Raw genomic sequence first — 26,229 nt, 5'->3', positions numbered from 1 at the left:
GAAATGCGGCGTTTAGTAGGTGAAAAAGCACACATTACGTTACGCTAATTCTCTATCCGTGATCACCCCGCGTCGGGTTGGCGGACATCGATGTCGCTGAGATAGGTGACGACGGTGACATGGGAGGTTGCCGCCGTCAGCGCACCGATAACCAGCACCATGAGGACGACGCCGAGATAACCTGCCGAACCGATGGCGAAATTGCCGAACAGTGCGGTTGCCTGATCGGCCTGCGGTGTTGCCATGTTGCGCGACGACCACCATGAGAAGACGATGAAGACGAGCACCGCCGCCGCACCCCCGGCGGCTGCGCCCTTCATGCCGGTAACAAGAAAGTGGTGGCGGAATTCGCGCGCGATGAAGCGCGCTTCGGCGCCGACGAAATGCAGCACCTCGATGATGTGGCCGTTGCCGGCCATTGCGCCGCGCGTCGCAAACACCACGGTCAGCACGGTTGCCGACAGCATCAGCGCCAGCACGGCGATGCCGATGGTCACCGTGGTGCGGGCCATGGCCACCAGCCGGTCGACCCAGGTGCGATGGTCGTCAAGCGAGGCACTAGGCAGTTTCGGCGTGATCGCGGCGCGCATTGCGGCGAAATCGGGCGGGTTGCTCTCGTCTATGGTGACGATGATCAGACGCGGCACCGGCAAGTCGTCGATATTGAGACCCGAGCCGAGCCATGGCTCCAGTAGCCGCGCCGTGGCGTCGCGGTCGACGATCCTGGCGCTCTTGACGCCAGGAAATTCGCCGGCGATCTGCGAGGCCTGGGCAAGCGCTGCCTCCATGTCGAGGCCGTCTATCGGCTTGATCTGGATCGTCGCCTCGCGTGAGATCTGGTTCTCCCAGACCGAGGCGGTATCACGCACCAGCGTCACCGCGCCGAAGGTCAGACAGGAGAGGAACGTCATGATGGCGATGACCAGGACCAGCGCCCGGCCGGCGATGTTCTGTGCCGGCACGATCGGCGCCATCTTGCGCTGAACGCGCTGCGTCGTCCCCGCCCTCTCGGCGTGTTGGTCTTCGGCGTGTTCAACGGAAAGGTTAGTCATAGATATCCAGCCTTCCGCCGGCCAGGATCATGCGCCGTGCATCGACCTGTTCCATCAGGCCGAGGTCGTGGGTTGCAATCACCACTGCGGTGCCCAGCCGGTTGAGTTCGATGAACAGCCGCAACAGGCGCCGCGCCAGCGGCGGGTCGACATTGCCGGTCGGCTCGTCGGCAAGCAGGATCTCGGGCTGCTCGATCAGCGCCCTGGCGATTGCGGCGCGCTGCTTCTCGCCGCCCGACAGCACCGGCGGCAGCACATGCATGCGCTCGCCAAGGCCGACCCATTTCAAGAGCTCGGTCACGTCGGTGCGATAGCTCGCTTCCTCGCGCCCGCGTACCCGCAACGGCAAGGCCACATTCTCATAGGTCGTCATGTGGTCGAGCAGGCGAAAGTCCTGGAACACCACGCCGATGCGCCGCCGCAGATGCGGCAGCTCCGTGCGCGAGATGCGCGAGCGGTCCTTGCCGAAGATGGTGATCAGCCCGCGCGTCGGCTTGAGCGACATGAACAAAAGCCGCAGCAGCGTCGTCTTGCCGGCGCCCGAAGGGCCGCTCAGGAACTGGAAGGAGCGCTCCGGTATGTGCAAGGAAATGTCGCGGAGGATTTCCGGACCCATGCCATAACGGAGGCCGACATTTTCGAAGCGGATCACGTTCGACGACCTGAAACTTGCGGCGGCGACGAGCCAGCCTTCTCTGAGAAAAGACCATCGGCCGGCATGGTTAACCGGCGGTTAATTCTGGGTTTTTTTGGGCGCGTCACAAGGGTTCCGATGGGGAAGCGTTAACCATTTCCGTTTACGCAAAAGAAACGAAGAGCGAACAAGTGCCGTAGTGCTGGGGCCGTGATGGCTGAGGATCGAACCGCGCGCCCGGTTTCCGGCGAAATCATGGCCGACACGGCCGCCGCGCCGGAACGCATCATGCGTGATCCAGCCGATGACATCGTCGACGCCGACTACGAGGTGCTGCCGCGCTTTACCAGCAGCATGGACCTTTCCCCACCGCTTTCGCGTGTGGTGGCCACGCCGTCGATCGAAGGCATGGAGATGCTGCGCAAGCCCGAAGCCGCGACGGGACGGTTGCGGATATCGCGCGGTGGACCGATCTTCTGGATCGCCGGCCTCAGTGCCGCGTTTGCAGCCTTCTGGATATCGGGCGGGCACGCGCTTATGCGCCAGGCGCCGCTTCTTCTCGCGGCCCAGGAAACAGGCACTGCCCTCACTATTTCAGGCGTCACGTCGCGTATCGATGCGTCCGGGCCGGAACCTGTCCTGTTCGTCGGTGGCGAGGCCGCGAATGACGGCGCCAGCCCGTCGCCATTGCCGCCGCTGGAAATCCGGGTCACCGGCAATGACAGGCGCACGACCCGCTATACGCTGGGGACATTCAACCGTTCGCTGGCGCCCGGCGAAAGATTTGGCTTTTCCAGCCGGCTCGACGTGCCTAGAAACGGGGTCAAGACCGTTTCGGTCACCTTCGCCGATTAGGGCGATCATTTCTGGAAGGGCGGCCAATGCCAGTCGTGCGCGGCAAGGATATCGAGGTTCTGTTTTCGGCGTCGGCGATTGCCCGCCGCAATCTCGAGCTCGCCAAGGAGATCGCCGGGCACGACTATCACGACCTCTTGGTGATTTCGGTGCTGAAAGGATCGTTCATCTTTGCCGCCGATCTCATCCGCGCCATGCACGATGTCGGCCTGTCGCCCGAGGTTGAGTTTATCTTCATCTCCAGCTACGGCGCCGGCACAACCAGCGGCGAGGTGAGGGTGCTGCGCGACATCGACAATGAGGTCGCCGGCCGCGACGTGCTGTTGATCGACGACATCCTCGAATCCGGCAAGACGCTGTCCTTCACCCGCGACCTGATGTTGTCGCGCGGCGCCAAAAGCTGCGCTATCGCCGTGCTGCTCGACAAGCGCATGCGCCGCCAGACCGCGCTCAACGCCGACTATGTCGGTTTCGACTGCCCCGACTATTTCGTCGTCGGCTACGGCATGGATGTCGCCCACGCCTTTCGCGAGCTGCCGTTCGTCGGCGTCGTCAAGGGCGACGCCTAGGGTGTGTTGATATTCAGGTGAGGCCGGCCTGCAAACAGCGGCTTCCTGCGCTTCCGGTGCTCACGTACCCAAAAGTACGCTCCGCTCCGGTTCTCGGAAGCCGCTGTTTTCGACTCGGCCTGACCTGAATCTCAACACACCCTGGTGCTCGATCCCGGTGCGCGGGCTTGGAATCGCTGTACGCAACTTTTCGATGCGGCGCGCTCCGGATTTTCTCCCTGACCGCGTTTGCGGTTCAGGAAAAGTCAACTTTTCCCCGCCAAACATTCCGCTATGGCAAAGCTCCTGATCGTCGAGGACGATGAATCCGTCCGCACTCTCGCCGCTCGTGCGCTCGAACGCGCCGGGCATATGATCGACATCGCCGCCGACGGCGCGCAAGGGCTTGCCCTGATCCGCGCGGCACGTGGCGGCTACGATCTTGTCCTCTCCGATATCCGCATGCCGGAGATGGACGGCATCGCGATGGCCAAGGCGGCGGCGTCGCTTTTCCCGGCGATGAAGATACTGCTGATGACCGGCTATGCCGATCAGCGCGAGCGCGCCGAGGAATTGAATGGCGTCATTGTGGACGTTGTGCAGAAACCGTTCACGCTGGCCGAAATCCGCGCGCGTGTCGAACAGGCGCTCGCCTGCTTTGCCTAGAGCCTAAGGCCTGACCGCGGTCAGGCCGGATCGCAGGTCGCCGCGATTGCCGGCGCGCTGCTTCGGCGCCGGCTGGCATCGAGCGCGAACAGACCGGCGCCGATGATGAGCGCAGCGCCGACGACGGTGGTCGATCGCGGCACTTCGGCAAAGAATAGGAAGCCCCACAGCGGCGACCAGATGATGCCTGTGTATTCGAAGGTGGCGACGCTGTTGGCGGGCGACAGCCTGTAGGCCTGCGACAACAGGATCATCCCGGCCGAGGCGACGAAGCCGCAGGTCGCCATCTTGAGGAAATCGATTGTCGTCGGCCAGATCCATGGCCTGACCAGGAATTCGAGGCTCGGATGTGTGGCGTGAGCTATTCCTGCCAGCCAGAACAGCCCGGCGACCACTGCCGCGCCCAAGAGGTAGACGCCGTTTTGATAGAACGCCATGACCGTGGACGATTCGGTGTCGCCGATCTTGCGGGCCATCAACTGCGAAAAGCCGTACAGCACAGCCGAGGCCAGCGACAGCAGCGCCGCCCAGTCGAACAGCCCGGCGCCGGGCCGCAGCATCACCAGCACGCCCAGCATCCCGACCATGACGGTGACCAGCGTCTGCCATGCCACCCGTTCGCCGAGATAAGGGCCGGCAAGCGCCATGATGAACAGCGGCGCCATGAAATAGAGCGCCACCGCGTCGGCAAGCGGCAGGGCGGCGATCGCCAGGTAGTAGACCGTGTAGGAGGTGAACAGGATCAAGGCGCGCATCGTCAGCATGCGAAAACGCTTCGAAAAGATCGCGCTGAGCCCGACATCGACATGAACGAGCACGAGAAGAATGGGCAGGGCGACGATCGAGCGGATCGCCATCACTTCGGTCACCGGGTATGTGCCCGATACGGCCTTGATCAGCGGATCCTGGAGCGAGAACACCAGAACGCCGAGGCAAAGACTTGCCATGCCGAGAACGATCCGGTTCTGCATGTCGTTCAACGGGCTCCTTGCATGTGCGGCCCGAAAGCCGGGCCTGCGGTTTGGGCAAAAAGAACCCGCCACCGTTTCGGGCAGCGGGTACGAGTGAGGACTCTGTATTGGTCCGCGGCCGATTTCGCAGCCGCATATCCAATGGGTGAAGCAACTATCATCCGACGTTTGACATGTTGCAAACGAATTGGAATGATGCCAGCAATCAGATTTTCTTATGGCGAACAAATGAAGTCCACGCTCGACAGCGATCTGCTGCGCACCTTCGTCGCGGTTGCCGATACCGGCAATTTCACCAAGGCAGCGGAGCAGGCCGGCCGTACCCAGTCGGCGGTTTCGATGCAGATGAAGAAGCTCGAAGGTGTGGTCGGCGACAGCCTGTTCGAGCGCGGCTCGCGTGGTGTGGCGCTGACCCGCCGCGGCGGCGAACTCATCGTCAACGCCCGCCGGATCATATCGCTGCTCGACGAGACGGCGGCATCGATGGTCGCGGCGCCGCTTGGTGGGCCGGTGCGCATCGGCATCCCGGAGGAATATGGCCACGCCATCCTGTCGCGCGCGCTCGGCGCCTTTGCCAAGCGCCATCCTCAGGTCGAAGTCACCGTCCGCTACGCGCATTCCGGCGCGCAGATCGCGGCGCTCGCCGCCGGTGAGCTCGATCTGGCGGTGGTGTTCGAATGGCAGGACCTCTTCGGCGGCGAGGTGCTGATGCATGACCCGACCGTATGGGTGACGTCGGAGCTGCATCATATGCATGAGGAGCGGCCGGTGCCGATCGCGCTCTACAACCGCGCCGGCTGGTGCAAGGATTTCGCGATAAAGTCGCTGGAGCAGCGCGGTCTCGCCTATCGCGTCGCCTATACCAGCGATACCAATGGCGGCCTGCGGCTCGCCGTCACCTCCGGGCTGGCGATTGCGCCGATCTCGCGCAGCAACATCCCTGCCGGCTGCCGCGAACTTACGGCCGCCGACGGGTTCGGCGACATCGATTCCTCGAACGTGGTGCTGCGGCGCAATCCGAACGCCTCCGGCGAGGCCATCGACGGCATGCAAGAGGCGATCCGCGAGGCGTTCACCAACCGGTAGAGCATATCGCCCAAAAGGCTGCAGCCCGGCGATGGCGGCCACCTCGATCCGCGCACGGCGATCTTCCTGATATAGAGGGCGGCTTTACTTCAGCTCCAGCAGCCGCTCCAGGTAGCTGCGCTCGATGTCGGGGCTGAGCGCGTTGCCGAGCCGCTTGCGGATCGCTTCGAGGATCTGGCGCGCGCGCTGCACGTCGATCTCGTCCGGCACTCTCACCGAACTTCCATCATCAGGCCCCTCGGTGGAGCGTGGCCGGCCGAGCGGATCGCGGTCGGCGTTCTGCTGGCGGCCGCCCCGCTCGCCTTCGCCCTCGTCGCCCTGCATGGCCTGCAGTTGCTTCATCATGTCCTTGGCGCCCTTGCGCAGCGCTTCCAGCGCGCGGCCCTGGTGGCCGACGGCCTGGTCGCCATCGCTGTCGCCAAGCGCCTGTTCGGCACTGCCCATGGATTTGCCGGCGTCGCCAAATCCTTCATTGGGCTCGAGCCCCATACCCTCAAGACCTTTCCTCAGCTGGTCGAGGTCGCCCTGCAGCTTGCCCTGACCTTCCTGCAACTGCTTCAGCGCGTCGGCGAATTCCTCCGGCGTCATCGGCTTCGGCCGGCCGAGCGGATCGCGGTCTTCACCTGGGCCGGGCTCGCCCTGTTCGCCCATTTGGCCCTGCTCGCCGTTCTCGCCGAGCTGTTCGTCGCGGTTCTGCCCGCGCTGTTGCTGGCCGCGCTGCATCTGGTCCATGCGGAAGGTCTCGTTCATCATCTCCTGCTGGCGCCGCATGATCTCGCCGAGCTTGTCCATCTGCTGGCGCATCTCGCTGTTCTGCTGGCCGCCTTGCTGCTGACGTCCGGCCTGCAGATTGTTCATCATGTCCTGCAGTTGCGAAAGCAATTGCTGCGCGCTGTCGCGGTCGCCGGACTTCGCCAGATTCTCGATCTGGTCCATCATGCGTTCGATGTCGCTCTGGCGCAGTTCCTGGCCGTTCTGCTGCATCTGCGGCGCGTTCGGATTCTGCTGCGCACGCTGGGCGAATTCCTGCAGGAACTGGTTCATCGCCTCGCGCAGTTCCTTCATCGCCTTGTCGATTTCCTCGTCGCTGGCGCCGTTCTTGATGGCGTCCTGCAGCGCCTGCTGCGCCTGGCGCAGCCGCCTCTCGGCCTCCGAAAGATTGCCTTCCTCGATGCCGAGCGCGATCTCCCAGAGATAGGCGACCTCGTCGCGCAACTGATCGTCGCTGTCGGCCATCTTCAACCGCGTGCGGGCGCTCATGATGGCGAGGTAGTGTGCCATGTTGTCGAACGTGTCTTCGGGCCTGAGCGTGATCGCGTCCATCAGGTCGAGCACGCGGCTCTTGGCGTTGGCGTCGAGCGCCAGCACGCGGCGCTGCTCGATCACGGCCCTCGCAAGCGGATTGGAGAAAGGCCGCTCCGGCATCACCAGCGTCTTGGTTTCGCTGGTTGCCGTATGTCCGGCATCGTCGGTGGCGACAAGCGTGAGGTTGATGTTGCCGCCGGCCCAGACATGCTCGGTCAGGTCCTTCGTGGTCTTGGCGGCATTCCCCTTGGCGCCGCGGCGCGGCAGCGACAGCGGCATTTCGGGCGGGCCATAGAGCGGATGCGCATTCGGCGCCGGCGGGTCGGCCAATACGAAATCCGCCTTGGCGGAGGCCGCGCCATAGTCGTCGTCGATCTGGTAGTTGAGCTCGAAGGAGCCATTGACGGCGCGTTTGGGCTCGCCGACGAAGCGGATCTGCGGCGGCTTGTCCGGGATCACCGCGAAGGCCCAGTTGCCGAGTTCGTCATTGCCCGAGCTCAGCGTCAGCGTGCCGTTGGCCGTCAGCTTTCCTGTGAACTGGCGCACCGTGGAGGGCGTTGCCGCCGCCGGCTTGGCCTTGTCGGCCTGCTGCCCGGTCGGCTCGATGGTGCGGGCATTGCCGTCGGCGTCGGCGTAGCTCAGCGTTTCCTCGCCCGACCCGCCGGTGACGCGCAGCGACACGTCGCTGCCTTCCGGAACGGTGAAGGTGGACGCAGCCTGATTGCCATTATTGGCGAGGGCTGGGTTGGCGAGGGCTGGGGAGGTGAGGAAGACCGGCGGCCTGCCGGTGTAGGCCGGCGGCGTCACCCAGGCGTCGATGCGCGGCGGGACAGTGTCGCGCGCCGCGTGGGCACTGAACCCGTCTGCTATGCGACCGCCCGACGGTCCGAAGGAGAAAGCAAAGGCGGTGACCAACAAAAGCGCCGCCACGGCGCGCAGCCCCCACGGGTCGCGCTCCGGGACCCGGGTGCGTGGCAGGTCGCCACCGAGGTCGCCGAGTTTTTCGGCCATGCGTTTCTGGTGCTCGCGCCACAGCGCTTGCGAAAAAATGCTTTCCCTGCCGCTCGGCCGGTCGGTCTGCACCAGCACCGGGCTGTGCAGCAACTGGTTGGCCGCCTCGATGCGCCGATCGATCTCGGCGCTGGTCGGCACCCGGAAGAAACGCAGGGGATAGAGTGCGGCAAGGGCTGCGATGCCGAACGCCGCCACGAGACCGATGCGCGCCATATCGGGCAGCAGATGGAAGAGGCCGAGCCACGAGATGCTGAGGAACAGGCTGGCGACGATGACCAGCGGAAGCAGCAACGGCCAGCCACGCTCGACCGTCATCGAGATCCGCGTCGCCAGCCGGCTCAGAGCAAGGCGCCCGGCCAGGCTGCGATCACTGGTGGAGGTGGGTCGTTGCGTCATCGGCCCTTCCTGATTCGGGCGGGATAACCCGAACCTCACAAATCTATCGCACCGGCCCGAAAATCGGATGCGAAGGACTCAAAGTCTTAGATGCTCGTCGCTCCAAACATACCAAGAAACACGGCGAAGGCGAGGCAGTTCCCTAAAACGTGAACAGGACTGCCCCTGTTATCGTCAGAATTTAGCCGGATTGGCGTTTGCACCGCAGACCAGCACGGCGACACACTCGCCTGCAGCCGGCGCGTAGCGGCCGGACAGGACCGCCGCGAAAGCCGCAGCGCCGCCCGGCTCGGAGATGATTCGCACCCGGTCCCAAAGCGCCGCCTGCGCGGCGATGATCTCGTCGTCGCTGACCAGTATGGAACGCTCGACGAAAGCCTCGGCGATTGGAAACATCATTTCGCCGACGCGCTTGGGCGCCAGCGAGTCGGCAGCGATGCCTTCCGCCGGCGCGTCGACGGGCCGGCCGGCCTCGAAGGCGCGATAAAGCGTCGGCGCACCTTCGGGCTCGACGGCGATGATCCTGATGCGGCCGGCAAACCAGGCGGCAATGCCGCCGATCAGGCCGCCACCACCGACGGCGACCAGCAGCGTGTCGAGCTCGGGCAGGTCGGCCTCGATCTCGAGGCCAAGCGTGCCTTGACCGACCAGCGTTTCCTCCTGGTTGAAGGCGTGGATCTGCAGCGCGCCGGACCTTTCGGCAAAGTCTTCACTGGCGGCCAGCGCCTCGGCATAGCGCGCGCCGCCGACGACCAGCTCGGCGCCGTAGTCGCGGATGCGTTCCAGCTTGGCTGAAGGGCTCACTTCGGGAACGAAGATGGTCGCCTTGTGGCCGAGCCGCATGGCGGCATAGGCGACCGCGGCACCATGATTGCCGCCCGATGCGGCGACGACGCCAGCCTTGGGAATCGGCCGCTCGAGAAGATTGGTGAACGCGCCGCGAGCCTTGAACGAGCCGGAATGCTGCAGGCATTCGAGCTTCAGGTCGAGGCTAAGAGGTGGACGGCCGAAATCGGCCATGTCGACGCGCAGCACCGGCGTATGGCGCACGAATGGCCGGATGCGCGGTTCCATTGCGGCGATGCGTTCGCGCGTGATCATATTGGCGTTTAGCATGGCCTGCTCCCAAGGGTTGACATCACTTAGTAACTTAGCAAAATGGCTAAATGCAAGAGGTCGATGTCTTCAAGGCGATCGCCAACGAGCGCAGGCTGCAAATCCTCGATTGGCTGAAGGACCCGCGCGCGCATTTTCCACGCCAAGCGGATGGCGATCTGGTCGAGGACGGCGTCTGCGCGCTGCTGATCGCCGAAAAGCTGGGGATCACCCAGGCGACGCTCAGCGAGCATATGCGGGTGCTCACCCAGGCCGGCCTTCTCAGCAGCAAACGCATCAAGCAGTGGACATTCTATCGCCGCGACGAGGGCAGGATCGCCGAGACCAGGGCGTTGGTTCAGCACCGGCTGTAGCGTCGCTACAGCCTCTATTCCAGCCAATCTGGCAGCGAATCCAGCCCGATCAGCTCGTCATAGGTCTGGCGCGGGCGCACGACATGGAAACGGTCGCCGTCGACCAGGACTTCGGGCACCAGCGGCCTGGTGTTGTAGGTGCCGGCCTGCACCGCGCCATAGGCGCCGGCGGTGGCGATGGCGATCAGGTCGCCGGCCTTCAACCGGGGCAGGTCGCGGTCGAGGCCGAGATAATCGCCGGTCTCGCAGACCGGGCCGACGACGTCGACCGTCATGCGCGGTGCCGCAGGCGGCTGCTGCACCACCGGCTTGATGTCATGGAAGGCGTCGTAAAGCGTCGGCCGGATCAGATCGTTCATCGCGGCGTCGACAACCAGGAAATTCTTGGCGTCGCCCTCCTTCACGAAGATCACTTGCGAGACAAGGATGCCGGCATTGCCTGATATCAGCCGGCCCGGCTCGAACATCACCTTCAATCCCAGCTTCGTGACGTGCTTCTTGACGATCTGGGCGTAAGCGTCTGGCAAGGGAGGCGGGCTGTTATCGACGCGGTAGGGAATGCCGAGGCCGCCGCCGAGATCGATATGCTCGATGGCGTGCCCGTCAGCGCGCAGCACGCCGACCAGCTCCACCAGCAGCGCGAAGGCGTCGTCGAAGGGCTGCAATTCGGTGATCTGGCTGCCGATATGGGTGTCGATGCCGGTGACCTTGATGCCAGGCAGTTCGGCTGCGCGGGCATAGACCTGGCGCGCCTTCTGCCAGGGGATGCCAAACTTGTTCTCGGCCTTGCCGGTGGAGATCTTCTTGTGGGTCTTGGCATCCACATCCGGGTTGATGCGCAGCGAGACCGACGCCACCTTGCCCAGTGCCGTGGCGCGGGCCGACAGCAATTCAAGCTCCGGCTCGGATTCGACATTGAAACACAGAATGCCGGCCGAGAGCGCAAAATCCATTTCGCGCGCGGTCTTGCCGACGCCCGAAAACAGGATCTTGTTGGCCGGAATGCCGGCGGCTAGCGCGCGGCGCAGTTCGCCTTCCGAGACCACGTCGGCGCCGGCGCCGAGTTTTGCCAGGATCTTTAGCACCGCTTGGTTGGAATTCGCCTTCATGGCATAGCAGACCAGCGCGTCGAGCCCGGCAAAGGCCTGCGCAAACACGCGGAAATGCCTAGTCAGCGTCGCCGTCGAATAGCAATAGAACGGCGTGCCGACGCTTGCAGCGATATCTGGTATCGCCACGTCCTCGGCATGCAGCACGCCGTCGCGGTAGTCGAAATGGTTCACAAGAGTGGTTCCGGAAGTTGGAGCACGATGAGATCGGCCGATCTCATCGTCTCTAGATCTTGTTTTTTCGCGTGATCTTGTCCGAAAAGTCTGCAACTTTTCGGGATCACGCTAGAGCAGCGGGTCGAGGATGAACTTCTTGTCCTCGACCGGTTTTTCCGGCTCGGGCGGCACGGGCTGCTTGGCCTTTTCGGCGTCCTTGCGAGCCTGCACGGCCGCCTCATAGGGCGTGTCGAGCCCGGACTTCCGGCCGCAGGCCGTAGCAGCTGCCATCGCCGCCAGCAGCGTCAGCGTCACCAAAATCCTGCTTGCGGTCATCCGTGCCATCCGTCCGAAACTTTTGCCCGCCGCTTTTAGCTGAGTTTTGCTGGCATTGCACCCCGGCATCACGCCTTGGCGATGCGCTTTTTCCAGTACCGAATCTGCTTCCTCACTTCCGACGGCGCGGTGCCGCCGAAGCTCGTGCGGCTCTTCACCGAATTCTGCACGGCAAGCACCGAAAACACGTCCGCGGTGATGCCTGGGTGAATGGACTGCAAGTCTTCCAGCGGCAGCCTGTCGAGCCCGATCTTCTTCTCTTCGGCCAGCGCCACCGCGCGGCCGGTGACATGGTGCGCCTCGCGGAACGGCAGGCCGAGCGTGCGCACCAGCCAGTCGGCAAGGTCGGTCGCGGTCGAATAGCCGGCACCCGCCGCCTTTTTCATGGTGGCAGCGTTCACCGTCATGTCGCGCACCATGCCGGTCATTGCCGCCAGCATCAGGTCGAGCGTCTCGGCGGCGTCGAACACGGATTCCTTGTCCTCCTGCATGTCCTTGCCGTAGGTCAGCGGCATGCCCTTCATGACAGTCAGCAGGCCGACCAGATGGCCGGTGACGCGGCCGGTCTTGCCGCGCACCAACTCGGCGGCGTCGGGGTTCTTCTTCTGCGGCATGATCGAGGAGCCGGTGGAGAATGAGTCCGACAGCCTGACGAAGCCGAATTGCGGCGTCGACCAGATGATGATCTCTTCGGCCAGCCGCGACAGATGCGTCGCGCAGATTGCCGCCAGCCCTAAGAATTCCAGCGCGAAATCGCGGTCCGAAACGCTGTCCAGGGAATTGCGCATCGGCTCGCGGAAGCCGAGCGCCTTGGCCGTTTGGTGCCGGTCGATCGGAAAGCTGGTGCCGGCAAGGGCGGCAGCACCGAGCGGGCTTTCGTCCATCCGCTCGATGGCGTCACGAACACGCGACAGGTCGCGCGAAAACATCTCGACATAGGCCATGCAATGGTGGCCGAAGGTCACCGGCTGCGCCGCCTGCATATGGGTAAAACCCGGCATCACCGTTGCCGCATGCTCCTCGGCCCGTTCCAGGAACGCCGTGATCAGGCCCTTCAGCGCCTCGGCGACGCGAAAGCACTCGTCCTTGACCCATAGCCTGAGATCGACCGCCACCTGGTCGTTGCGAGAGCGAGCGGTGTGCAGGCGGCCGGCAGCCGCGCCGATCAGCTCGGCAAGGCGAGCCTCGACATTCATGTGGATGTCTTCCAGCCTGGTCGAGAACTCGAACTTTCCCGCCTCGATCTCTGCCAGGATCGTGTTCAGCCCGTGGGCGATTTTTTCTTGATCGGCCGCCGAAATAATGCCCGTTTGCGCCAGCATCTCGCTATGGGCGATCGAGCCTCTGATGTCCTGCGCGTAGAGTTTGCGGTCGAACGAGATCGACGCATTGATCGCTTCCATGATCGCGGCCGGACCCGAGGCAAAACGTCCGCCCCACATCTGGTTGCTGGCCTTCTTGTCGCTCATCGCTATAACCCGTGCTCCGGAGCAGTTTTTAGAAAATGGCAGACGGCAATAAATTTTTCCCGGCCCCGCGCCTCATCCTCGCCGCTTTGGTGGCGGGCGTGCTGGCCGGCGCGGTCGCGGTATATGTCAGCGAGAGCGGTTCTGGCAACAACGCGCCCGCTCAAGTTGCCGTTGGCGACAGCAAGGACGATGTCGCCTGCACTGCCAAGGCCGATCGTGCCAAGACGGTCGCGGCGGCTGCTACCGGCCAGGTTGCCGCACTTTTGCCGGCCGATCCGCCGCAATCGCTGAAAAACCTCGCCTTCAACGACCCCGGCGGCAAGCCGATGACGCTCGCCGACCATGCCGGCAAGACGGTGCTGCTCAATCTATGGGCGACATGGTGCGCGCCCTGCCGAGCCGAAATGCCGGCGCTCGACGCGCTGCAGCAAGAAATGGGCAGCGACGCCTTCGAAGTCATCGCGGTCAACGTCGATGCCGGCGACGACGCCAAGCCGAAAAAGTTCCTCGAGGAAACCGGCGTCGAGGCGCTCGGCTACTACCGCGATTCGACAATGGCGCTGTTCAACGATCTCAAGACGCGCGGCCTGGCTCTCGGCCTGCCGGTGACCATGCTGATTGACGGCGAAGGCTGCCTGATCGCCCATATGAACGGCCCGGCCGAATGGTCAGGGCCGGATGCGAGGCGGCTGGTCGAGATGGCACTCGCCAAGTCGGACTAGGCGCCCCTGGGCGCACGGCAATCGCAACGGATTTGGTGGTGATGAATGGCGGCCGTGTCGAGCAGGTCGGCACGCCTGGCGAAATCTACAAGCGCCCGGCAAGCCGTTTCGTGGCGACCTTCATCGGCGCGCCGGCGATGAATATCCTGGAAGGCGCCGTCGAGCTCGATGGCCTGTCGTTGCTCGGCGGCAGCCGGCGTCTGGCCATTCCGCGGGTGGGCCTGCCGGTGGGGACGCTGGTCGCTGCCGGCATCCGGCCGGAAGCCGTGCGTCTAGTTGCGCCCGGCACGCCGGGCGCGCTCAAGGCCACGGTCGACCTCGTCGAGGAATTGGGTGCTGGCCGGGTGGTTTATGTGGATCTCGACGGGGCATCCTTTTGCGCGGTGACATCGGAAGCCGTCCATCCGGCACCCGGAACGGCGGTCGGGCTCATGTTTTCGCCTGATGAGATGCATTTCTTCTCGTCGCAAACGGGGAGCCGTCTCGATACGTTCAAGGCTTCCGTGCCGGTCCCCGCACACTGATTTGCAATCACCAGCAAGCTCGTTGCCGCCCGCTCCGGGTGGCCGGCAAGCAAAGGGAGGGGACGATGCCGCCGCTGTTTCGGCCAGAACCGTCGAAGTTTGCTGCCGGATAGCGCTAGGGCGCGGGCCGGGCGCCCATTCAGGCGAACACATGCGCCTTGCCGGAAACAGTCAGCAGGACGATCTCGCCAACGGCAGGCGTGTCCATGCCGGGCTTGCGCAGGATCAACGGCGTGTTGCCGATTGCGGCGGCGTCCGGCGGATCGGGGCTGTTCAAGAGCCGCACCGCGATGGTGCACATCGAGCCGGCGAATTCGGACTCGGTCACCTCGCCGAACAGCATATCCGGCGTGCCCGACATGCCTTCACGCGACGTCCGTTTCAGCAGCACCTGTTCCGGCCGCAGCATGATGCGGACGATATCGCGCCGCTCGGTGCTGTCGACGGCGATGCGGCCGAGCGGCGAGCTGGCGAAGCCATCTGATATCTTGGCCGGCAGGATGATGGCATCGCCGAGGAATTCGGCAACCATCCTGTCTTTCGGCTTGAGATAGAGCTCGCGCGGCGTGCCGATTTGCGAGAACTTGCCGTCGCGCATCACCGCGACCTGGCTGGCAAAGGACAGCGCCTCGGCCTGGTCGTGCGTGACCAGGATCGTGGTGATGCCGGCGGCCTCCAGAAGCTCGGCCACAGCCTTGCGCATCGAGGCGCGCAGACCCGTGTCGAGCGCCGAGAACGGCTCGTCGAGCAGCATCAGCCGAGGCTTCATGGCCATGGCGCGGGCTAGCGCCACACGCTGCTGCTGGCCGCCGGAGAGCTCGTGCGGCCGACGCTTCAGGATCGCCTTGTCGAGCCCGACGATATAGGCGAGCTCGACGATGCGCTCGGTGCGCTTGTCCTCGTGGCGTCCCATGCCGAAACCGATATTGGCGGCGATGGTCAGATGCGGGAACAGGGCGCCGTCCTGCGCCACCACGCCAATGCTCCGCCGATATGCGGGCACGGCGGCGCCGCCATTGGCCAGTACCTCGCCGTCGAGCACGATGCGGCCCTGGTCCGGCGGCTCGAAGCCGGCGATCAACCGCAGCAAGGTCGTCTTGCCGCAGCCGGACGGCCCGACGATCGCCGTGCGGCTGCCACTGGCCACGCTGAGATCGACGCCGGCCAGTGCGGCCACCGGGCCGTAGTGCTTGTGCACATTGGTGAGTTCGAGGAAGCTCATCGTCCGGCCATCCGCTTCGACTGGACATAGAGCAGCCAGGTCAGGGGCAGCGACATCGCCACCATGATGAGAGCGTAGGGTGCGGCGGATGCATAGTCGATCTCGCCGCTGTGGGCCCAGAACGCCATCGCCAGCGTGCGGGTGCCGTTGGGCGCCAGCATCTGCGTGGCGGTCAATTCGTTCATGATGCCGAGCGCCACCAGCGCCATGCCCGCCGCGGCACCCGGCGCCGACAGGCGGATCGTCGTCGACCATAGCGCCTTGAGCGGTGATCGGCCGAGACTTGCGGCGGCGCGTTCGAGCTCGACCGGCGCCTGCGCGATCGATGCCCGCAGGCTGATCAGGGCGCGCGGCAGGAACATCAGCGCATAGGCAACGAGGATCGTGAACAGGGTCTGGTAGAGCGGCAAAGCGATGCGCACCGTGATGGTGACCAGCGCCAGCGCCACGACGACGCCGGGCAGCGATCCAACGATGTAGTTGCAGCCTTCCAGAAGACGCTGCAGCGGTCCGGGCGCGCGGATCGAGATCCAGGCCATCGGCATGGCGGCGACGGTAGCGAGCAGGGCGCCGGCGAGCGCCAGGAACAGGGTCTGGCCGAGCGCCAGGCCGATCTCGTCGAGGCGCCAGACATCGGCACCGCCGGCCACAAGCCAGCGGCCGATGGTGACGAACGGTACGCCCAGCGCCAGCAGTGCGGTGACGACCGGCAGCAGCAGGCACGGGATCGTGGCGCGGCCGAGCCTTGTGCGTTGCAGGGGACGCGCTGCGCCCGAGCCGACGCGGGCATAGCGCTCCTCGCCGCGCACGAGCACTTCGATCCCGAGCAGCACGAAACAGCATGTCACCAGCACCGCCGCCAGCATGTTGGCGGCCGGTCCATTGAAGGTCGACTGGAACTGGTCGACGATTGCCGTGGTGAAGGTGTCGAAGCGGATGAACACGTAGAGGCCGTATTCGGCCAGGAGATGCAGGCCGACCAGCAGCGAGCCGCCGCAGATGGCGAGCCTGAGCTGCGGCAAGACCACCCGCCGGAACACGCGCCACGGCCCGAGGCCGACGGCTGCCGCAGCATCTTCGAGGGCAGGATCGAGCCGGCGCAAAGCTGCCGCCACCGGCAGATAGAGGAACGGGAAATAGGCGACGACGGAAACCAGGACGCCGGCCCACAGGCCGTGCAGTCCCGGGACCAGGGTGATCCAGGCATAGGAGTGGACGAAGGCGGGGATGGCGAGCGGCGCCACCGACAGCCAGGCCCACAGGCGGGCCCCGGGGAGATCGCTGCGTTCGGTCAGCCAGGCCAGCGCCACCGAGAGCACGATGCAGATCGGCACGGCCAGCACCACCAAAAGAAGGGTGTTGACCAGGAGCTCGCCGACGCGTGGCCGGAAGACCAATGCCGATACGGTTTCCCAGCCGGTCTGCACGGCAATCCAGATGATAAAGGCGAGCGGCAGCAGGGAGAAAAGTGAGACCAGGATGGCGGCGAGCGAAATCCAGGATACGGGCCGCCGGCGCGTCCATTGCCCAGCCACCATGCCGGTCGGCGAGCCTGAACGTGCAAGATCGGCCGCAGACTGCATCAGCTCAGACGCCGCGCCGCTGCCGCCCGGTGGCGGAAACGATCGAAGGGTCGCAAACGCGGCCAAAAACGCAGTCTGTCGTCATGGACGAATGCCATCTCGAAAAACAGAGCGCTCCTGCGGAAAGCGAAGTCCCGCAGGAGCGCAGTCGGTTGCCCTTTTAGGACGAACGCCGACTAAAGCAAGCCGGCTGCCGTCATCAGATCGGTCACCTTCTTGGAGTTCAGTGTCGTCGCGTCGACCTTCGGCGCCTGCAGATCGGCTAGCGGCACCAGCGCCGGATTGGACTCCGCACCCTTGCCGACCGCGTATTCGAAGGAATTGCCGGTCTTCAGCACCTCCTGACCACCCTTGCCGGTCACCCATTTCAGGAATGCCTGGGCTTCCTTCGGGTGCTTGCTGGAGGCCAGCACGCCACCGCCGGAAACCGAGACGAACGCGCCCGGATCCTGGTTCTTGAAATAGTGGAGCCCGATGTTCTTGCTGTTTTCACCGGTCTTGGCCTGGTCGCCGTAGTAGTAATAGTGATAGATCACGCCGCCTTCGACCTCGCCGGCATTGACCGCCTTCATCACCGTGCTGTTGCCCTTGTAGGCGGTGAAGTTTTCCTTCATCGCCTTCAGCCAGTCGGCCGTTGCGGCCTCACCCTTGAGCTGCAAAAGCGCGCTGACGATCGCCTGGAAATCGGCACCGGAGGGCGAAGCGGCCCAGCGTCCCTTCCAGCTTGGATCGGCGAGATCAAGCAGCGACTTGGGCAACTGCTCGGCGCTCAGCTTGGTCTTGTCGTAAACAAAGACGGTGCTGCGCGCGGCGACGCCCACCCAGTTGCCGCTGGCCGGCTGATACTCCTGCGGAATCTGCGCCAGCGTGTCGGCATCGACCGGCGCGAACAGGCCTGATGCCTCGACCAAGGCCATAGCCGGCGAATTCTCGGTCAGGAACACGTCCGCCGGCGAGGCGGCGCCTTCGGCGACGATCTGGTTGGAGAAATCGCTGTCGCCGCCGTGGCGAACGGTGACCTTGATGCCGGTTTCCTTGGTGAAACCTTCCACCCAGGCATTAGTCAGGCTCTCATGCTGGGCATTGTAGACGACGATGCCGCCGTCCTGGGCCATCGCCGGGCCGGTGATCAGGCTGATTGCAAGTGCTGTGGCACCGGCAAGGGCGGAAAGAGCATATTTCATGGACGTCATCCCTCTCGATCTCGATGGTCTTGATTTAGCAAGGCTGCACCTATCAATTCCTGACCGGTGTAGTCAACATTGGCCACTGCGTTAATCAAGTATCGAAACGCGAAAGCCGCGCCGGACGGACAATTTTGTGTGAGCAGGCACGTGTGTCTCCTCTGGCCGCAGCAAAGCGTCGCCGGGAGCTGGTCGTGTTCCGTGGCGTTTTCTACGCGAAAGGCAAAACCAGGGGAGCGGTTTGCAGGCCGTAAAGCAGCACCGAGGGTCGTCTGACAACCCTGGGAAGGTCCAGGCGCCAGCCTCCAGCCTTTGTGAACAGTGCCTCCAGCAGGGCGGCTAGCTCCAGCCGGGCGACATGCTGCCCGAGACAGACATGCAAGCCAGTGCCGAAGGTGAGGGTAGCGGAGACGGCGGCGTTCAGGTCCAGCTGGTCGCCTGCCGGAAAAACCGCCGCATCGCGATTGGCGCTGGCAAGCACTGGGACGACAGCCTGTCCGGCACGGATGGCGACACCGTCAAAATCGAAGTCGTTCGCAGCGATCCGTGCTCCGGCATAGTGAACCGGAGCGCAATAGCGAAGCAGTTCTTCCGCTGCGGACAGCCAGCTTACGCGTCCGTCTTCAAGAAGTTTCCGCTGGTCGGGGAAGCATTCAAGCGCAACAAGCGCGTTGCCGAACGTGTCGACAACCGTCGCCTGTCCGGCAAAAAGGAGAAACACGATGTTGGCAACGGCGTCGTCGCGGTGCCAGCGGCCGGCTTCGACCTCTGCTAGCATCTGCGCGGCCATGCCGTTTGGCCGTATCGCACCCTTGTCGATCGCGGACGACACCCAGAGTTCCAGCCGGCGGCAGGCATCATTGGCGTCGGGGTCCACGCCTTCAGGTCTCATCTCCAGTGCTTTGGCCATGCATTGTGCATCCTCTCCCATCGACCACGGGTTATCGATATCAATGCCGAGGATGTTCTCCAAAGTTGAGAACGACAAAGGGACGGCCAGATCGCGCACTGCGTCGAAGTCTGGTTTTTCCGTGGCCTTTTGCGTCAAATGTAATGCTGTGGACAACAGGCTGTCGAAGAGACGCGCACTCAGGGATGGCGTCAGCGATCCCGCGAGCGGGCGGCGAAGTTGTAGATGTTGCGGAGGATCCGACAACATCATGGATTTCGTCAGCAGATCGAGCGCGTAATTAGCGGTGATCTTTTGCCGGGTCGCCTGGTAAGCGCCGGGCGGCGCTTGCAAAAGCGACGGGTGTTTCAGCGCCTTCGAAACCAGGGCATGGCTGAACACGTAATACGCTTGGCCCACTTCGGGGTAAGGTGCTTCGCCCCAAGCTGCTCCCCCGGTCGCCCGGCGCCGCGCGAATTCTGGAAACCGATCGTTGCCGAGAGCGAAAGGGTTGAAAAGCTTGGCTGATATCATTGGGTGACATCCACCGCAAAGATAACACGATAGCCCCCGGAGCTTGCATCCTCCGGCAGAAATCCAGGCGCCAGATGCAGAAATTCGCAGTTCAGTACCCGTCGGTAGAATCGCAGCAGCGGATCCCGGATTATGGATTTCACCGGAGGCGTCACGCCGGTACGGTGCCAGTCGTCGATGGTCGCGCGAAACCTCTGATCCGGAAGCACCTTGTCGGGAGTGTCGTGCTGCGCGCCTGCGTAGGACGGACAGCGTCCGTCTCCCACCAACCAGCGTGCACCGACCCGGCGTCCGTGCTCGATCAATTCGGAAAGCAGACGACGCGCGATATCGGTTCCTCTGAACTCCGGACGCACACCGAGATTATAGACATAGAGCGAAAGCGCAGGCTCACTTCGGGCCATCGAAGAATAGGCGGAGAAGGTCTTTGGAAACTTTGCGGTGTCGTGCGGATCCTGATTGGTCTCTACGAAGCAGATTGCGCCTGCGACAAGACTATCAATGGAGGCCGCGATCATCGTATGCCCTAGGGAAAGTCGACGACGGATAGTGTCCGCTCCGGCACCAAGCGGTCCCCATGCGGCATTCTCCATCTCGGCCATCCGCGGCACGTCTTCTTTGTCGAGGGAGTGAAATCTGATGTTTTTGGTTGTCATGAAGGGCAGCCCGCCAATGCCGTGTAGAATGCATGATCTCTATTTGCTAGTCGTGCATGCGCGACCCCGCAACGGCTGATTTTCCGATGATTTTTTATGTTTGCCATCGCCTGCATACCTACACCCAGGCGAGCTTTCTTCTCTATTATCGAAAAGATTTGCAGAACTTTTTTCGCTTGGTCCCCTATGAACAGGCAACTCTTCTAGGGTCGCTTTCTGCGGGAACGGTAATCTGGTCCGACATGGACCGACTGAGTGGGGTTGAAATCGATGCGGCCTCGGAGCTCGCCCGCAAATTGGAGCTGGAACAACCTCACGTCGTTCAGCTCAATCATCCGCGAGAGAGTTTTCAGCGTTTCGATTTGCTGCGCAAACTGTTTGCGGACGGCATCAACAATTTCCAGGTCCACCGGCCAGATGCTCTGCCCGACGATATACGCTATCCCGTTTTTCTACGCGACGAGACAGGCGCCGCTTACAAGGCGCCACGGCTATTGCAAGCGCGTCGCGAGCTGGACAATGCTCTCGCCGCCCTGCCTGACATGAAGTTCGTCCGACCAATGGTGGTCGAATTCGGATCGAAGGCCGGCCCCGATGGCCTGTACCGAAAATACGCGGCCTATCGCGTCGGCGATCGGACCTACGCACAGCATTGTTTTGCCAACGAAGAATGGTTCATCAAGGACCCTGGAAGGGGCATTCTGCAAGCTACAAGAAAACAGCACCTGGACTATGTAAGGGACAATCCCCATGCGCCGGATCTGATGGCGATTTTCGAAAAGGCCTCGATTACATATGGTCGGATCGACTACACGATCGTCGGTGGCCGCATTCAGGTCTTCGAGATCAACACCAACCCGACCGTCCTGAGTTATCCGCCAACACCTTTCGACAAATATGATTCAATGCCCTACGCCAACATGCATGCCGATGCTCTTTTGGCGCTGCCGCATGCGCGCGACCCGTCATCGACTGCGGAACTCGATAGAACGCATTTCGAAGTTCTTGCGGTGCTGCGGCGCGAGTACCGGAAAAGGCGCAGGAAGTTGGTCGTCCGAAAAGGTTTGAGGTTTGTCCGGGACGCGGTGCTCGGCTCTAGGCACTGAGCCGTCTGCAAATCTTCGTGACATTCCCATAGTTTGGCTTGGACATTATTTCGCCGGCCACGTAACAAACCAGCGCCGAGGCGCGAATATCGGGAGTGAACTCTTGTGACCGGCAAGGACGAGGCCGAGCTTTCCCGGCTGATGCGGGCCGCGATCGCGGGAGATGAAAGGGCTTACGCCGACTTTCTGCACCGGACGGCTGCTCTCGTTCGCGGCTTTGTCAGGCGCAAGATCGTCCACGGCGGGGTCGATCCCGAGGATGTCGTGCAGGAAACCTTGCTGGCCATTCATGTGAAACGGCATACGTGGCGTCAGGATCTGGCTGTGCTGCCCTGGGTCTACGCTATTGCGCGCTTCAAGCTGATCGACGCCTTTCGGCGGCGCGGGCGGCGTGTCGAGATCGAGATCGACGAGATCGCCGAGACCTTCGCCGAACCGGAGGCCGAGACAGTCAGCGAGCGCGACATCAACCGGGCGCTGGACGGCCTGCCGCCGGCGCAGCGTTCCGTGGTCTCATCTGTATCGGTCGAAGGCCGTTCCATCGGCGAGACGGCAGCGAAGTTCGGCATCAGCGAGACGGCGGTGCGCGTGTCGCTACATCGCGGACTTGCCGCCATCGCCAAACGGTCCGGGGCCAAACAATTCGGGCGGGAATGACATGAGGACTGACGATCTCATCAAGGCGCTTGACGCCGATGCCCGCGGCACGGCGATGCCGCTTGGCTCGGCCTGGTGGGTGGCCGCCGGTGCGGCTACCGTGATCGCGGCGGTGGTTTTCTGGCTGGCGATCGGCCCACGCGCCGACATCGCGACCGCCATGCATACGATGCGCTTCCTCTCCAAGTTCGTCTTCACGACTGCTCTGGCCGTCAGCGCCTTCGCCTTGATCCGGGCCCTGTCCACACCCAGTGCATCGACAGGCAGGGCGGCGGCCTGGATGATTGCCGCACCGCTGCTGGTGATCATTGCGGTGGTTCTGGAGCTCCTTTCCGTGCCTGCGGCCGACTGGGGCACACGGCTGGTCGGCAGCAACATGGTTATCTGCCTGACGTCCATTCCGCTGATCGGCATCGGTCCGCTTGCCGTCTTCATAGCGGTGCTGCGCTATGGCGCGCCGACGCGGCCGGTGCTTGCCGGAACGGTGGCGGGCCTGCTCGCCGGTGGGCTGGCGGCAACTTTCTATGCCGCACACTGCTTCGACGACTCGCCGCTTTTCGTCGCCACCTGGTACACGATCGCGATTGCCGTCCTCGCCGCGCTCGGCGCGCTCGGCGCCCGGATTTTCGTGCGCTGGTAGCGACGGCCCGCGAGCGGAGACCGTGATGCTCTAACGTCAAAACTCATTTCATTTCTGAACGACCTCGTTCGACCCCGTTGCGGCCCTTTCGCTCGGAGAACTTCTACGGCAAGCCCTGACCCGAAGCAGTCATTGACTGTTGAAGGCTCAATGTCCCGAAAGGGGTAGGAGACCATCATTCCACCCCAGGTAGCCGTTCTCGTTGCTGGCCACGATGGACTCTTCCGTGCGGCGCAAATACCATCGATCCAACCAGTGAGGCGATCACTTAATGGCTGATGAACGCGTCAAGCGCCGTCTTGCCGCCATCGCTGTGGCCGACGTGGTCGGCTACAGCCGAATGATGGAGGCGGATGAGGCGGGTACGCTGGCGGCACTGAAGGAGCGGCGCAAGGCAATCCTGGAGCCGATCGTTCGCGATCGCGGCGGGCGGATCGTCAAGCTTATGGGCGACGGCGTGCTGATGGAGTTCACCAGCGCGGTGAACGCGGTCGAGGCTGCAGTCGAACTACAGGCCAAAATGGCGGAGGCCAACCAATCCGTCACCGAGCACCGCCGCATATTGCTGCGTATCGGCATCAATCTGGGCGACGTGATCGGTGAGGGCTCGGACATCTATGGCGACGGTGTGAACGTTGCGGCTCGCCTCGAAGCCTTGGCAGAGCCAGGCGGGGTCTGCGTCTCGGCCAAGGTTCATGAGGAATTGCGAGGCAAAGGCAACGCTGCCTTCGAGGACATGGGCGAGGTGGAGCTCAAGAATATCGTCAGACCGGTGCGGGTTTACCGTGTGGAAACGAGTACTGGTCAAGTGGGCGGGCGGGCCGCAACGACGTCTGCTGCCAAGCCCTCCATTGCCGTTTTGCCATTCGACAATCTGAGCGGCGATCCCAGTCAACAATACCTTTCGGACGGCATCACGGAGGACATCACCACCGAATTGTCGCGGTTCAGAAATCTTACCGTCGCGGCGCGTCACGCTTCGTTCCATCTTGCCAGGATGGGCATCAACCCAATGCAGGCCGCCCGCGATCTGGGCGCGAACTACGTCATCGAAGGTAGTGTGCGGAAGGCGGGCGAGCGGATTCGCATTACTGCACAGTTGATCGACGCAAGGACAGGCAACCACGTCTGGGCGGAGCGGTATGATCGCGAATGCCACGACATTTTTGCTGTGCAGGACGAAGTCGTGGCAGCAATCGTGACGACGCTCGAGGGGCGAATGGTGGCCGCTGCTGCTCTTCAGGTGCGCAAGCGGCCAACGTCGAACTGGACGGCCTATGACTTTTTCCTGCAGGGCCGGGAGCTGGCCGACGCCAACATGGAGAAGGAGGCCGTTCCGCTTTTTTCCCGCGCGACGGCGATCGATCCCGATTTTGCGCACGCTCACGCCTGGCTGGCGATCGCTCTCCTCGGCCGCTACTGGTTCGACACCGATCCACGAACGCTGCACGAAGCGTCACTTGCCGCACAAAGAGCCATGGAGTTGGACAGCAACGATCCGACGGTCCACCACGCCAACGGCATGGTCATGGTGTGGCTCCGCGAATACGAACGGGCCGGCGTCCATTTCGACCGCGCCGTCGCTCTCAATCCGGCCGATGCGCAAATTCGCGCGGACCGAGCGAATTGGTTGCGATACGCCGGCCGGCCGGAGGAGGCTCTGGCTTCAATCGACGACGCGCTGAAGAGAACCCCGTTTCCACCACACTGGTTCTGGGTAATTCGCGCCAAAATTTTGTTGGAACTGAGGAGATATGGCGAAGTCGTAGCGGCCTTGGACAACATGCCAAAAAAGGATCACCCCGCTTGGCTCACACTGGCGGCCGCCCATGACCATCTCGGCCATGCCGCTCTCGCTGCGAATGCGCTGGCGAAGGCTCGCGAACTTAGACCCAGCATCTCATCGCGGGAACTGATCGCTGTGAATCCTTATGCTCACCGAGATGCGCTCAAACCTCTGCTCGATGGCCTGCGCAACGCCGGATTGCCGGAGTAAGTAGGCCGCCAATGGGACATTGAAAATTTACACCACGCGGCGAGTTCACCGGAACGCATGCGGATGGCTTCGCGGTCGCAAACGATAGTCCGTCCGTTGAGGTTGCGGAACACCGCGCCTCTTGCCCCGGCCGTAGGATACGCGCGGAGTGGGTGACGAATGCGGCGTTTCGCGTTCGTATCGTGAATGCCCAAAGATGGCGCTGCCTACTCGTTCCGATTGGCGAGGCGGAGGGCAGAAACCATCCATCTCGGCTATTGGCGGCATCCCGCTGATTGAGTTTTGACTCTAAAGCGGAATGCGTTTGGATTGATCCGGCATTCCGCTCTATCTTTGTTTTAGTTGCGTTTGTGCGCCAAGTGGTTCCTGTTGGCCGCAAAATGCTCGACGTGAAACGCTCTGCCGGGCTGGTTTGAGCCAAATCCATCGGGCTTCGGGCAAGGATCAGCCCGACGCGGTCTTCACTCAGCGCGACCGCGCGCGATGTCCGTTGGCTCGTATCGCCGGTCAGCGCGTCGGAACGGGATGCTCGCCGCGATAGTCGTAGAAGCCGCGCCCGGTCTTGCGGCCGAGCCAGCCGGCCTCGACATATTTCACCAGCAGCGGGCAGGGGCGGTATTTCGAATCCGACAGGCCGTCATGCAGCACCTGCATGATCGACAGGCAGGTGTCGAGGCCGATGAAATCGGCGAGCTGCAGCGGTCCCATCGGATGGTTGGCGCCGAGCCGCATGGCGGTGTCGATCGCGTCGACCGAGCCGACCCCCTCATAGAGCGTGTAGATCGCCTCGTTGATCATCGGCAGCAGGATGCGGTTGACGATGAAGGCCGGAAAATCCTCCGAGACGGTGATCGTCTTGTCGAGATGGTTCACATAGGCCTTTGCCGCTTCGAAGGTCTGGTCCTCGGTGGCGATGCCGCGCACCAGTTCGACCAGCTTCATCAGCGGAACCGGATTCATGAAATGGATGCCGATGAAACGCTCCGGCCTGTCGGTCTGCGCGGCGAGACGTGTGATCGAGATCGACGAGGTGTTCGTCGCCAGGATGGCTTCGGGATTGAGCTGCGGACAGAGTTGGGCGTAGATCTTGCGCTTGACCGTCTCGTCCTCGGTCGCCGCTTCGATCACCAGATCGGCACCCGCAAGGTCGGCCATGGTGGGCGCTGCCGAAATGCGCGCCATCGCGTCATTGCGCAGCTTTTCCTCAAGTTTGCCGGAGCCGACCTGGCGGGCCATGTTGCCGCTGATCGTGGCGATGCCCTTTTCGATGCGGTCGGGTGAGATGTCGTAGACCAGCACTTTGTAGCCCGCAAGCGCGGACACATGGGCGATGCCGCCACCCATCTGGCCCGCGCCGATGATGCCGATCGTCTCGATCTTGCTCATTACACCGATCCCGTCAAAAGGCCTTTGCGGCCTGCTTTTTGTGCGGTGCAAACTAAAAGGGCGG

The 26,229-nt window shown here is 63.2% G+C and carries 25 protein-coding genes; 11 read left to right on the top strand and 14 right to left on the bottom strand.

The genetic code is table 11. The features are described 5' to 3' along the window. Positions 1-62 precede the first annotated feature (62 nt). Entirely contained in the window at positions 63-1,052 is a 990-nt protein-coding gene (locus RPG13_RS02150; protein WP_126104739.1) for a cell division protein FtsX, read from the bottom strand. Continuing rightward, positions 1,045-1,704, bottom strand: coding sequence for a cell division ATP-binding protein FtsE (ftsE, locus tag RPG13_RS02145; RefSeq protein WP_010911739.1), 660 nt, complete (start codon positions 1,702-1,704; stop codon positions 1,045-1,047). The genes RPG13_RS02150 and ftsE overlap by 8 nt, the downstream gene beginning before the upstream one ends. A gap of 192 nt (positions 1,705-1,896) precedes the next feature. Between ftsE and RPG13_RS02140 the strand changes: the two genes are divergently transcribed. From RPG13_RS02140 to RPG13_RS02130, 3 genes are all read left to right on the top strand, one after another. Next, a complete protein-coding gene (locus tag RPG13_RS02140; protein ID WP_126104740.1) occupies positions 1,897-2,541 on the top strand; it encodes a hypothetical protein in 645 nt (214 codons plus the stop codon). Between the two features lie 26 nt (positions 2,542-2,567). Continuing rightward, entirely contained in the window at positions 2,568-3,110 is a 543-nt protein-coding gene (hpt, locus tag RPG13_RS02135; protein WP_027153387.1) for a hypoxanthine phosphoribosyltransferase, read from the top strand. A 273-nt stretch (positions 3,111-3,383) separates the two neighbouring features. Further along, a complete protein-coding gene (locus RPG13_RS02130) occupies positions 3,384-3,755 on the top strand; it encodes a response regulator (protein WP_292714158.1) in 372 nt (123 codons plus the stop codon). Between the two features lie 20 nt (positions 3,756-3,775). On the opposite strand, the gene RPG13_RS02125 is transcribed toward RPG13_RS02130, so the two are convergent. Further along, positions 3,776-4,726: a DMT family transporter gene (locus RPG13_RS02125; protein WP_292714160.1), complete on the bottom strand. Its 951-nt coding sequence runs from the start codon at positions 4,724-4,726 to the stop codon at positions 3,776-3,778. Positions 4,727-4,954: 228 nt separating this feature from the next. On the opposite strand from RPG13_RS02125, the gene RPG13_RS02120 reads away from it, so the two are divergent. Beyond that, a complete protein-coding gene (locus tag RPG13_RS02120) occupies positions 4,955-5,812 on the top strand; it encodes a LysR substrate-binding domain-containing protein (protein WP_292652015.1) in 858 nt (285 codons plus the stop codon). A gap of 84 nt (positions 5,813-5,896) precedes the next feature. Here RPG13_RS02120 and RPG13_RS02115 read toward each other — a convergent pair whose 3' ends face one another. Continuing rightward, positions 5,897-8,527 carry a TIGR02302 family protein gene (locus RPG13_RS02115; RefSeq protein ID WP_095485970.1) on the bottom strand — a complete coding sequence of 877 codons (2,631 nt, stop codon included), beginning with the start codon at positions 8,525-8,527 and terminating at the stop codon, positions 5,897-5,899. A gap of 174 nt (positions 8,528-8,701) precedes the next feature. After that, positions 8,702-9,643: a threonine/serine dehydratase gene (locus tag RPG13_RS02110; RefSeq protein ID WP_337124318.1), complete on the bottom strand. Its 942-nt coding sequence runs from the start codon at positions 9,641-9,643 to the stop codon at positions 8,702-8,704. A gap of 50 nt (positions 9,644-9,693) precedes the next feature. Between RPG13_RS02110 and RPG13_RS02105 the strand changes: the two genes are divergently transcribed. Further along, on the top strand, positions 9,694-9,996 hold the full coding sequence (locus RPG13_RS02105) for an ArsR/SmtB family transcription factor (RefSeq protein WP_095485972.1): 303 nt from the start codon (positions 9,694-9,696) through the stop codon (positions 9,994-9,996). Positions 9,997-10,010: 14 nt separating this feature from the next. On the opposite strand, the gene lysA is transcribed toward RPG13_RS02105, so the two are convergent. From lysA to argH, 3 genes are all read right to left on the bottom strand, one after another. Further along, a complete protein-coding gene (gene lysA / locus RPG13_RS02100; protein WP_126104749.1) occupies positions 10,011-11,279 on the bottom strand; it encodes a diaminopimelate decarboxylase in 1,269 nt (422 codons plus the stop codon). A gap of 111 nt (positions 11,280-11,390) precedes the next feature. Continuing rightward, complete coding sequence (locus RPG13_RS02095; protein WP_126104750.1) at positions 11,391-11,597, bottom strand: hypothetical protein; 207 nt, start codon at positions 11,595-11,597, stop codon at positions 11,391-11,393. A 68-nt stretch (positions 11,598-11,665) separates the two neighbouring features. Next, on the bottom strand, positions 11,666-13,066 hold the full coding sequence (gene argH / locus RPG13_RS02090; RefSeq protein WP_127288551.1) for an argininosuccinate lyase: 1,401 nt from the start codon (positions 13,064-13,066) through the stop codon (positions 11,666-11,668). 35 nt (positions 13,067-13,101) lie between these two features. Here argH and tlpA point away from each other — a divergent pair, with 35 nt between their 5' ends. Together tlpA and RPG13_RS02080 are read left to right on the top strand one after the other, a co-directional pair. After that, positions 13,102-13,788 (top strand): thiol:disulfide interchange protein TlpA, encoded by a 687-nt coding sequence (gene tlpA / locus RPG13_RS02085; protein ID WP_128243833.1) that lies wholly within the window; start codon positions 13,102-13,104, stop codon positions 13,786-13,788. 41 nt (positions 13,789-13,829) lie between these two features. Next, positions 13,830-14,312 carry a TOBE domain-containing protein gene (locus tag RPG13_RS02080; protein ID WP_281035171.1) on the top strand — a complete coding sequence of 161 codons (483 nt, stop codon included), beginning with the start codon at positions 13,830-13,832 and terminating at the stop codon, positions 14,310-14,312. Between the two features lie 139 nt (positions 14,313-14,451). Here the strand turns inward: RPG13_RS02080 and RPG13_RS02075 are convergent, their stop codons facing one another. The 5 genes from RPG13_RS02075 to RPG13_RS02055 form a co-directional block, all read right to left on the bottom strand. Next, entirely contained in the window at positions 14,452-15,534 is a 1,083-nt protein-coding gene (locus RPG13_RS02075) for an ABC transporter ATP-binding protein (RefSeq protein ID WP_127288553.1), read from the bottom strand. Further along, complete coding sequence (locus RPG13_RS02070; protein ID WP_164897534.1) at positions 15,531-17,117, bottom strand: ABC transporter permease; 1,587 nt, start codon at positions 17,115-17,117, stop codon at positions 15,531-15,533. The genes RPG13_RS02075 and RPG13_RS02070 overlap by 4 nt, the downstream gene beginning before the upstream one ends. A gap of 176 nt (positions 17,118-17,293) precedes the next feature. Next, positions 17,294-18,301 carry an iron ABC transporter substrate-binding protein gene (locus RPG13_RS02065; RefSeq protein ID WP_128243835.1) on the bottom strand — a complete coding sequence of 336 codons (1,008 nt, stop codon included), beginning with the start codon at positions 18,299-18,301 and terminating at the stop codon, positions 17,294-17,296. Between the two features lie 211 nt (positions 18,302-18,512). Next, positions 18,513-19,592 carry a cytochrome P450 gene (locus tag RPG13_RS02060; RefSeq protein WP_337124317.1) on the bottom strand — a complete coding sequence of 360 codons (1,080 nt, stop codon included), beginning with the start codon at positions 19,590-19,592 and terminating at the stop codon, positions 18,513-18,515. A 128-nt stretch (positions 19,593-19,720) separates the two neighbouring features. Further along, positions 19,721-20,380, bottom strand: a complete 660-nt coding sequence (locus RPG13_RS02055) for a GNAT family N-acetyltransferase (RefSeq protein ID WP_158302585.1) — start codon at positions 20,378-20,380, stop codon at positions 19,721-19,723. Positions 20,381-20,436: 56 nt separating this feature from the next. On the opposite strand from RPG13_RS02055, the gene RPG13_RS02050 reads away from it, so the two are divergent. The 4 genes from RPG13_RS02050 to RPG13_RS02035 all read left to right on the top strand — a co-directional run bounded on the left by RPG13_RS02050 (position 20,437) and on the right by RPG13_RS02035 (position 24,779). Continuing rightward, positions 20,437-21,486: a hypothetical protein gene (locus tag RPG13_RS02050; RefSeq protein ID WP_292650942.1), complete on the top strand. Its 1,050-nt coding sequence runs from the start codon at positions 20,437-20,439 to the stop codon at positions 21,484-21,486. Between the two features lie 105 nt (positions 21,487-21,591). Continuing rightward, a complete protein-coding gene (locus tag RPG13_RS02045; RefSeq protein ID WP_337124316.1) occupies positions 21,592-22,143 on the top strand; it encodes a sigma-70 family RNA polymerase sigma factor in 552 nt (183 codons plus the stop codon). Between the two features lies 1 nt (position 22,144). Further along, the gene (locus RPG13_RS02040) at positions 22,145-22,783 is read left to right on the top strand and encodes an NrsF family protein (protein ID WP_292650946.1); all 639 of its coding nucleotides are present in this window, start codon (positions 22,145-22,147) and stop codon (positions 22,781-22,783) included. Between the two features lie 271 nt (positions 22,784-23,054). Next, positions 23,055-24,779, top strand: coding sequence for an adenylate/guanylate cyclase domain-containing protein (locus RPG13_RS02035; RefSeq protein ID WP_337124315.1), 1,725 nt, complete (start codon positions 23,055-23,057; stop codon positions 24,777-24,779). Between the two features lie 507 nt (positions 24,780-25,286). On the opposite strand, the gene RPG13_RS02030 is transcribed toward RPG13_RS02035, so the two are convergent. After that, entirely contained in the window at positions 25,287-26,165 is an 879-nt protein-coding gene (locus tag RPG13_RS02030; protein ID WP_095485986.1) for a 3-hydroxybutyryl-CoA dehydrogenase, read from the bottom strand. Positions 26,166-26,229: the final 64 nt, after the last annotated feature.

Origin of the sequence: Mesorhizobium sp. ISC15 (assembly GCF_037162615.1) — a bacterium.
Taxonomy (GTDB): domain Bacteria; phylum Pseudomonadota; class Alphaproteobacteria; order Rhizobiales; family Rhizobiaceae; genus Mesorhizobium; species Mesorhizobium mediterraneum.
Note: the sequence above shows the minus strand (reverse complement) of the source record. Positions and strands in the feature narration are given on the sequence as shown.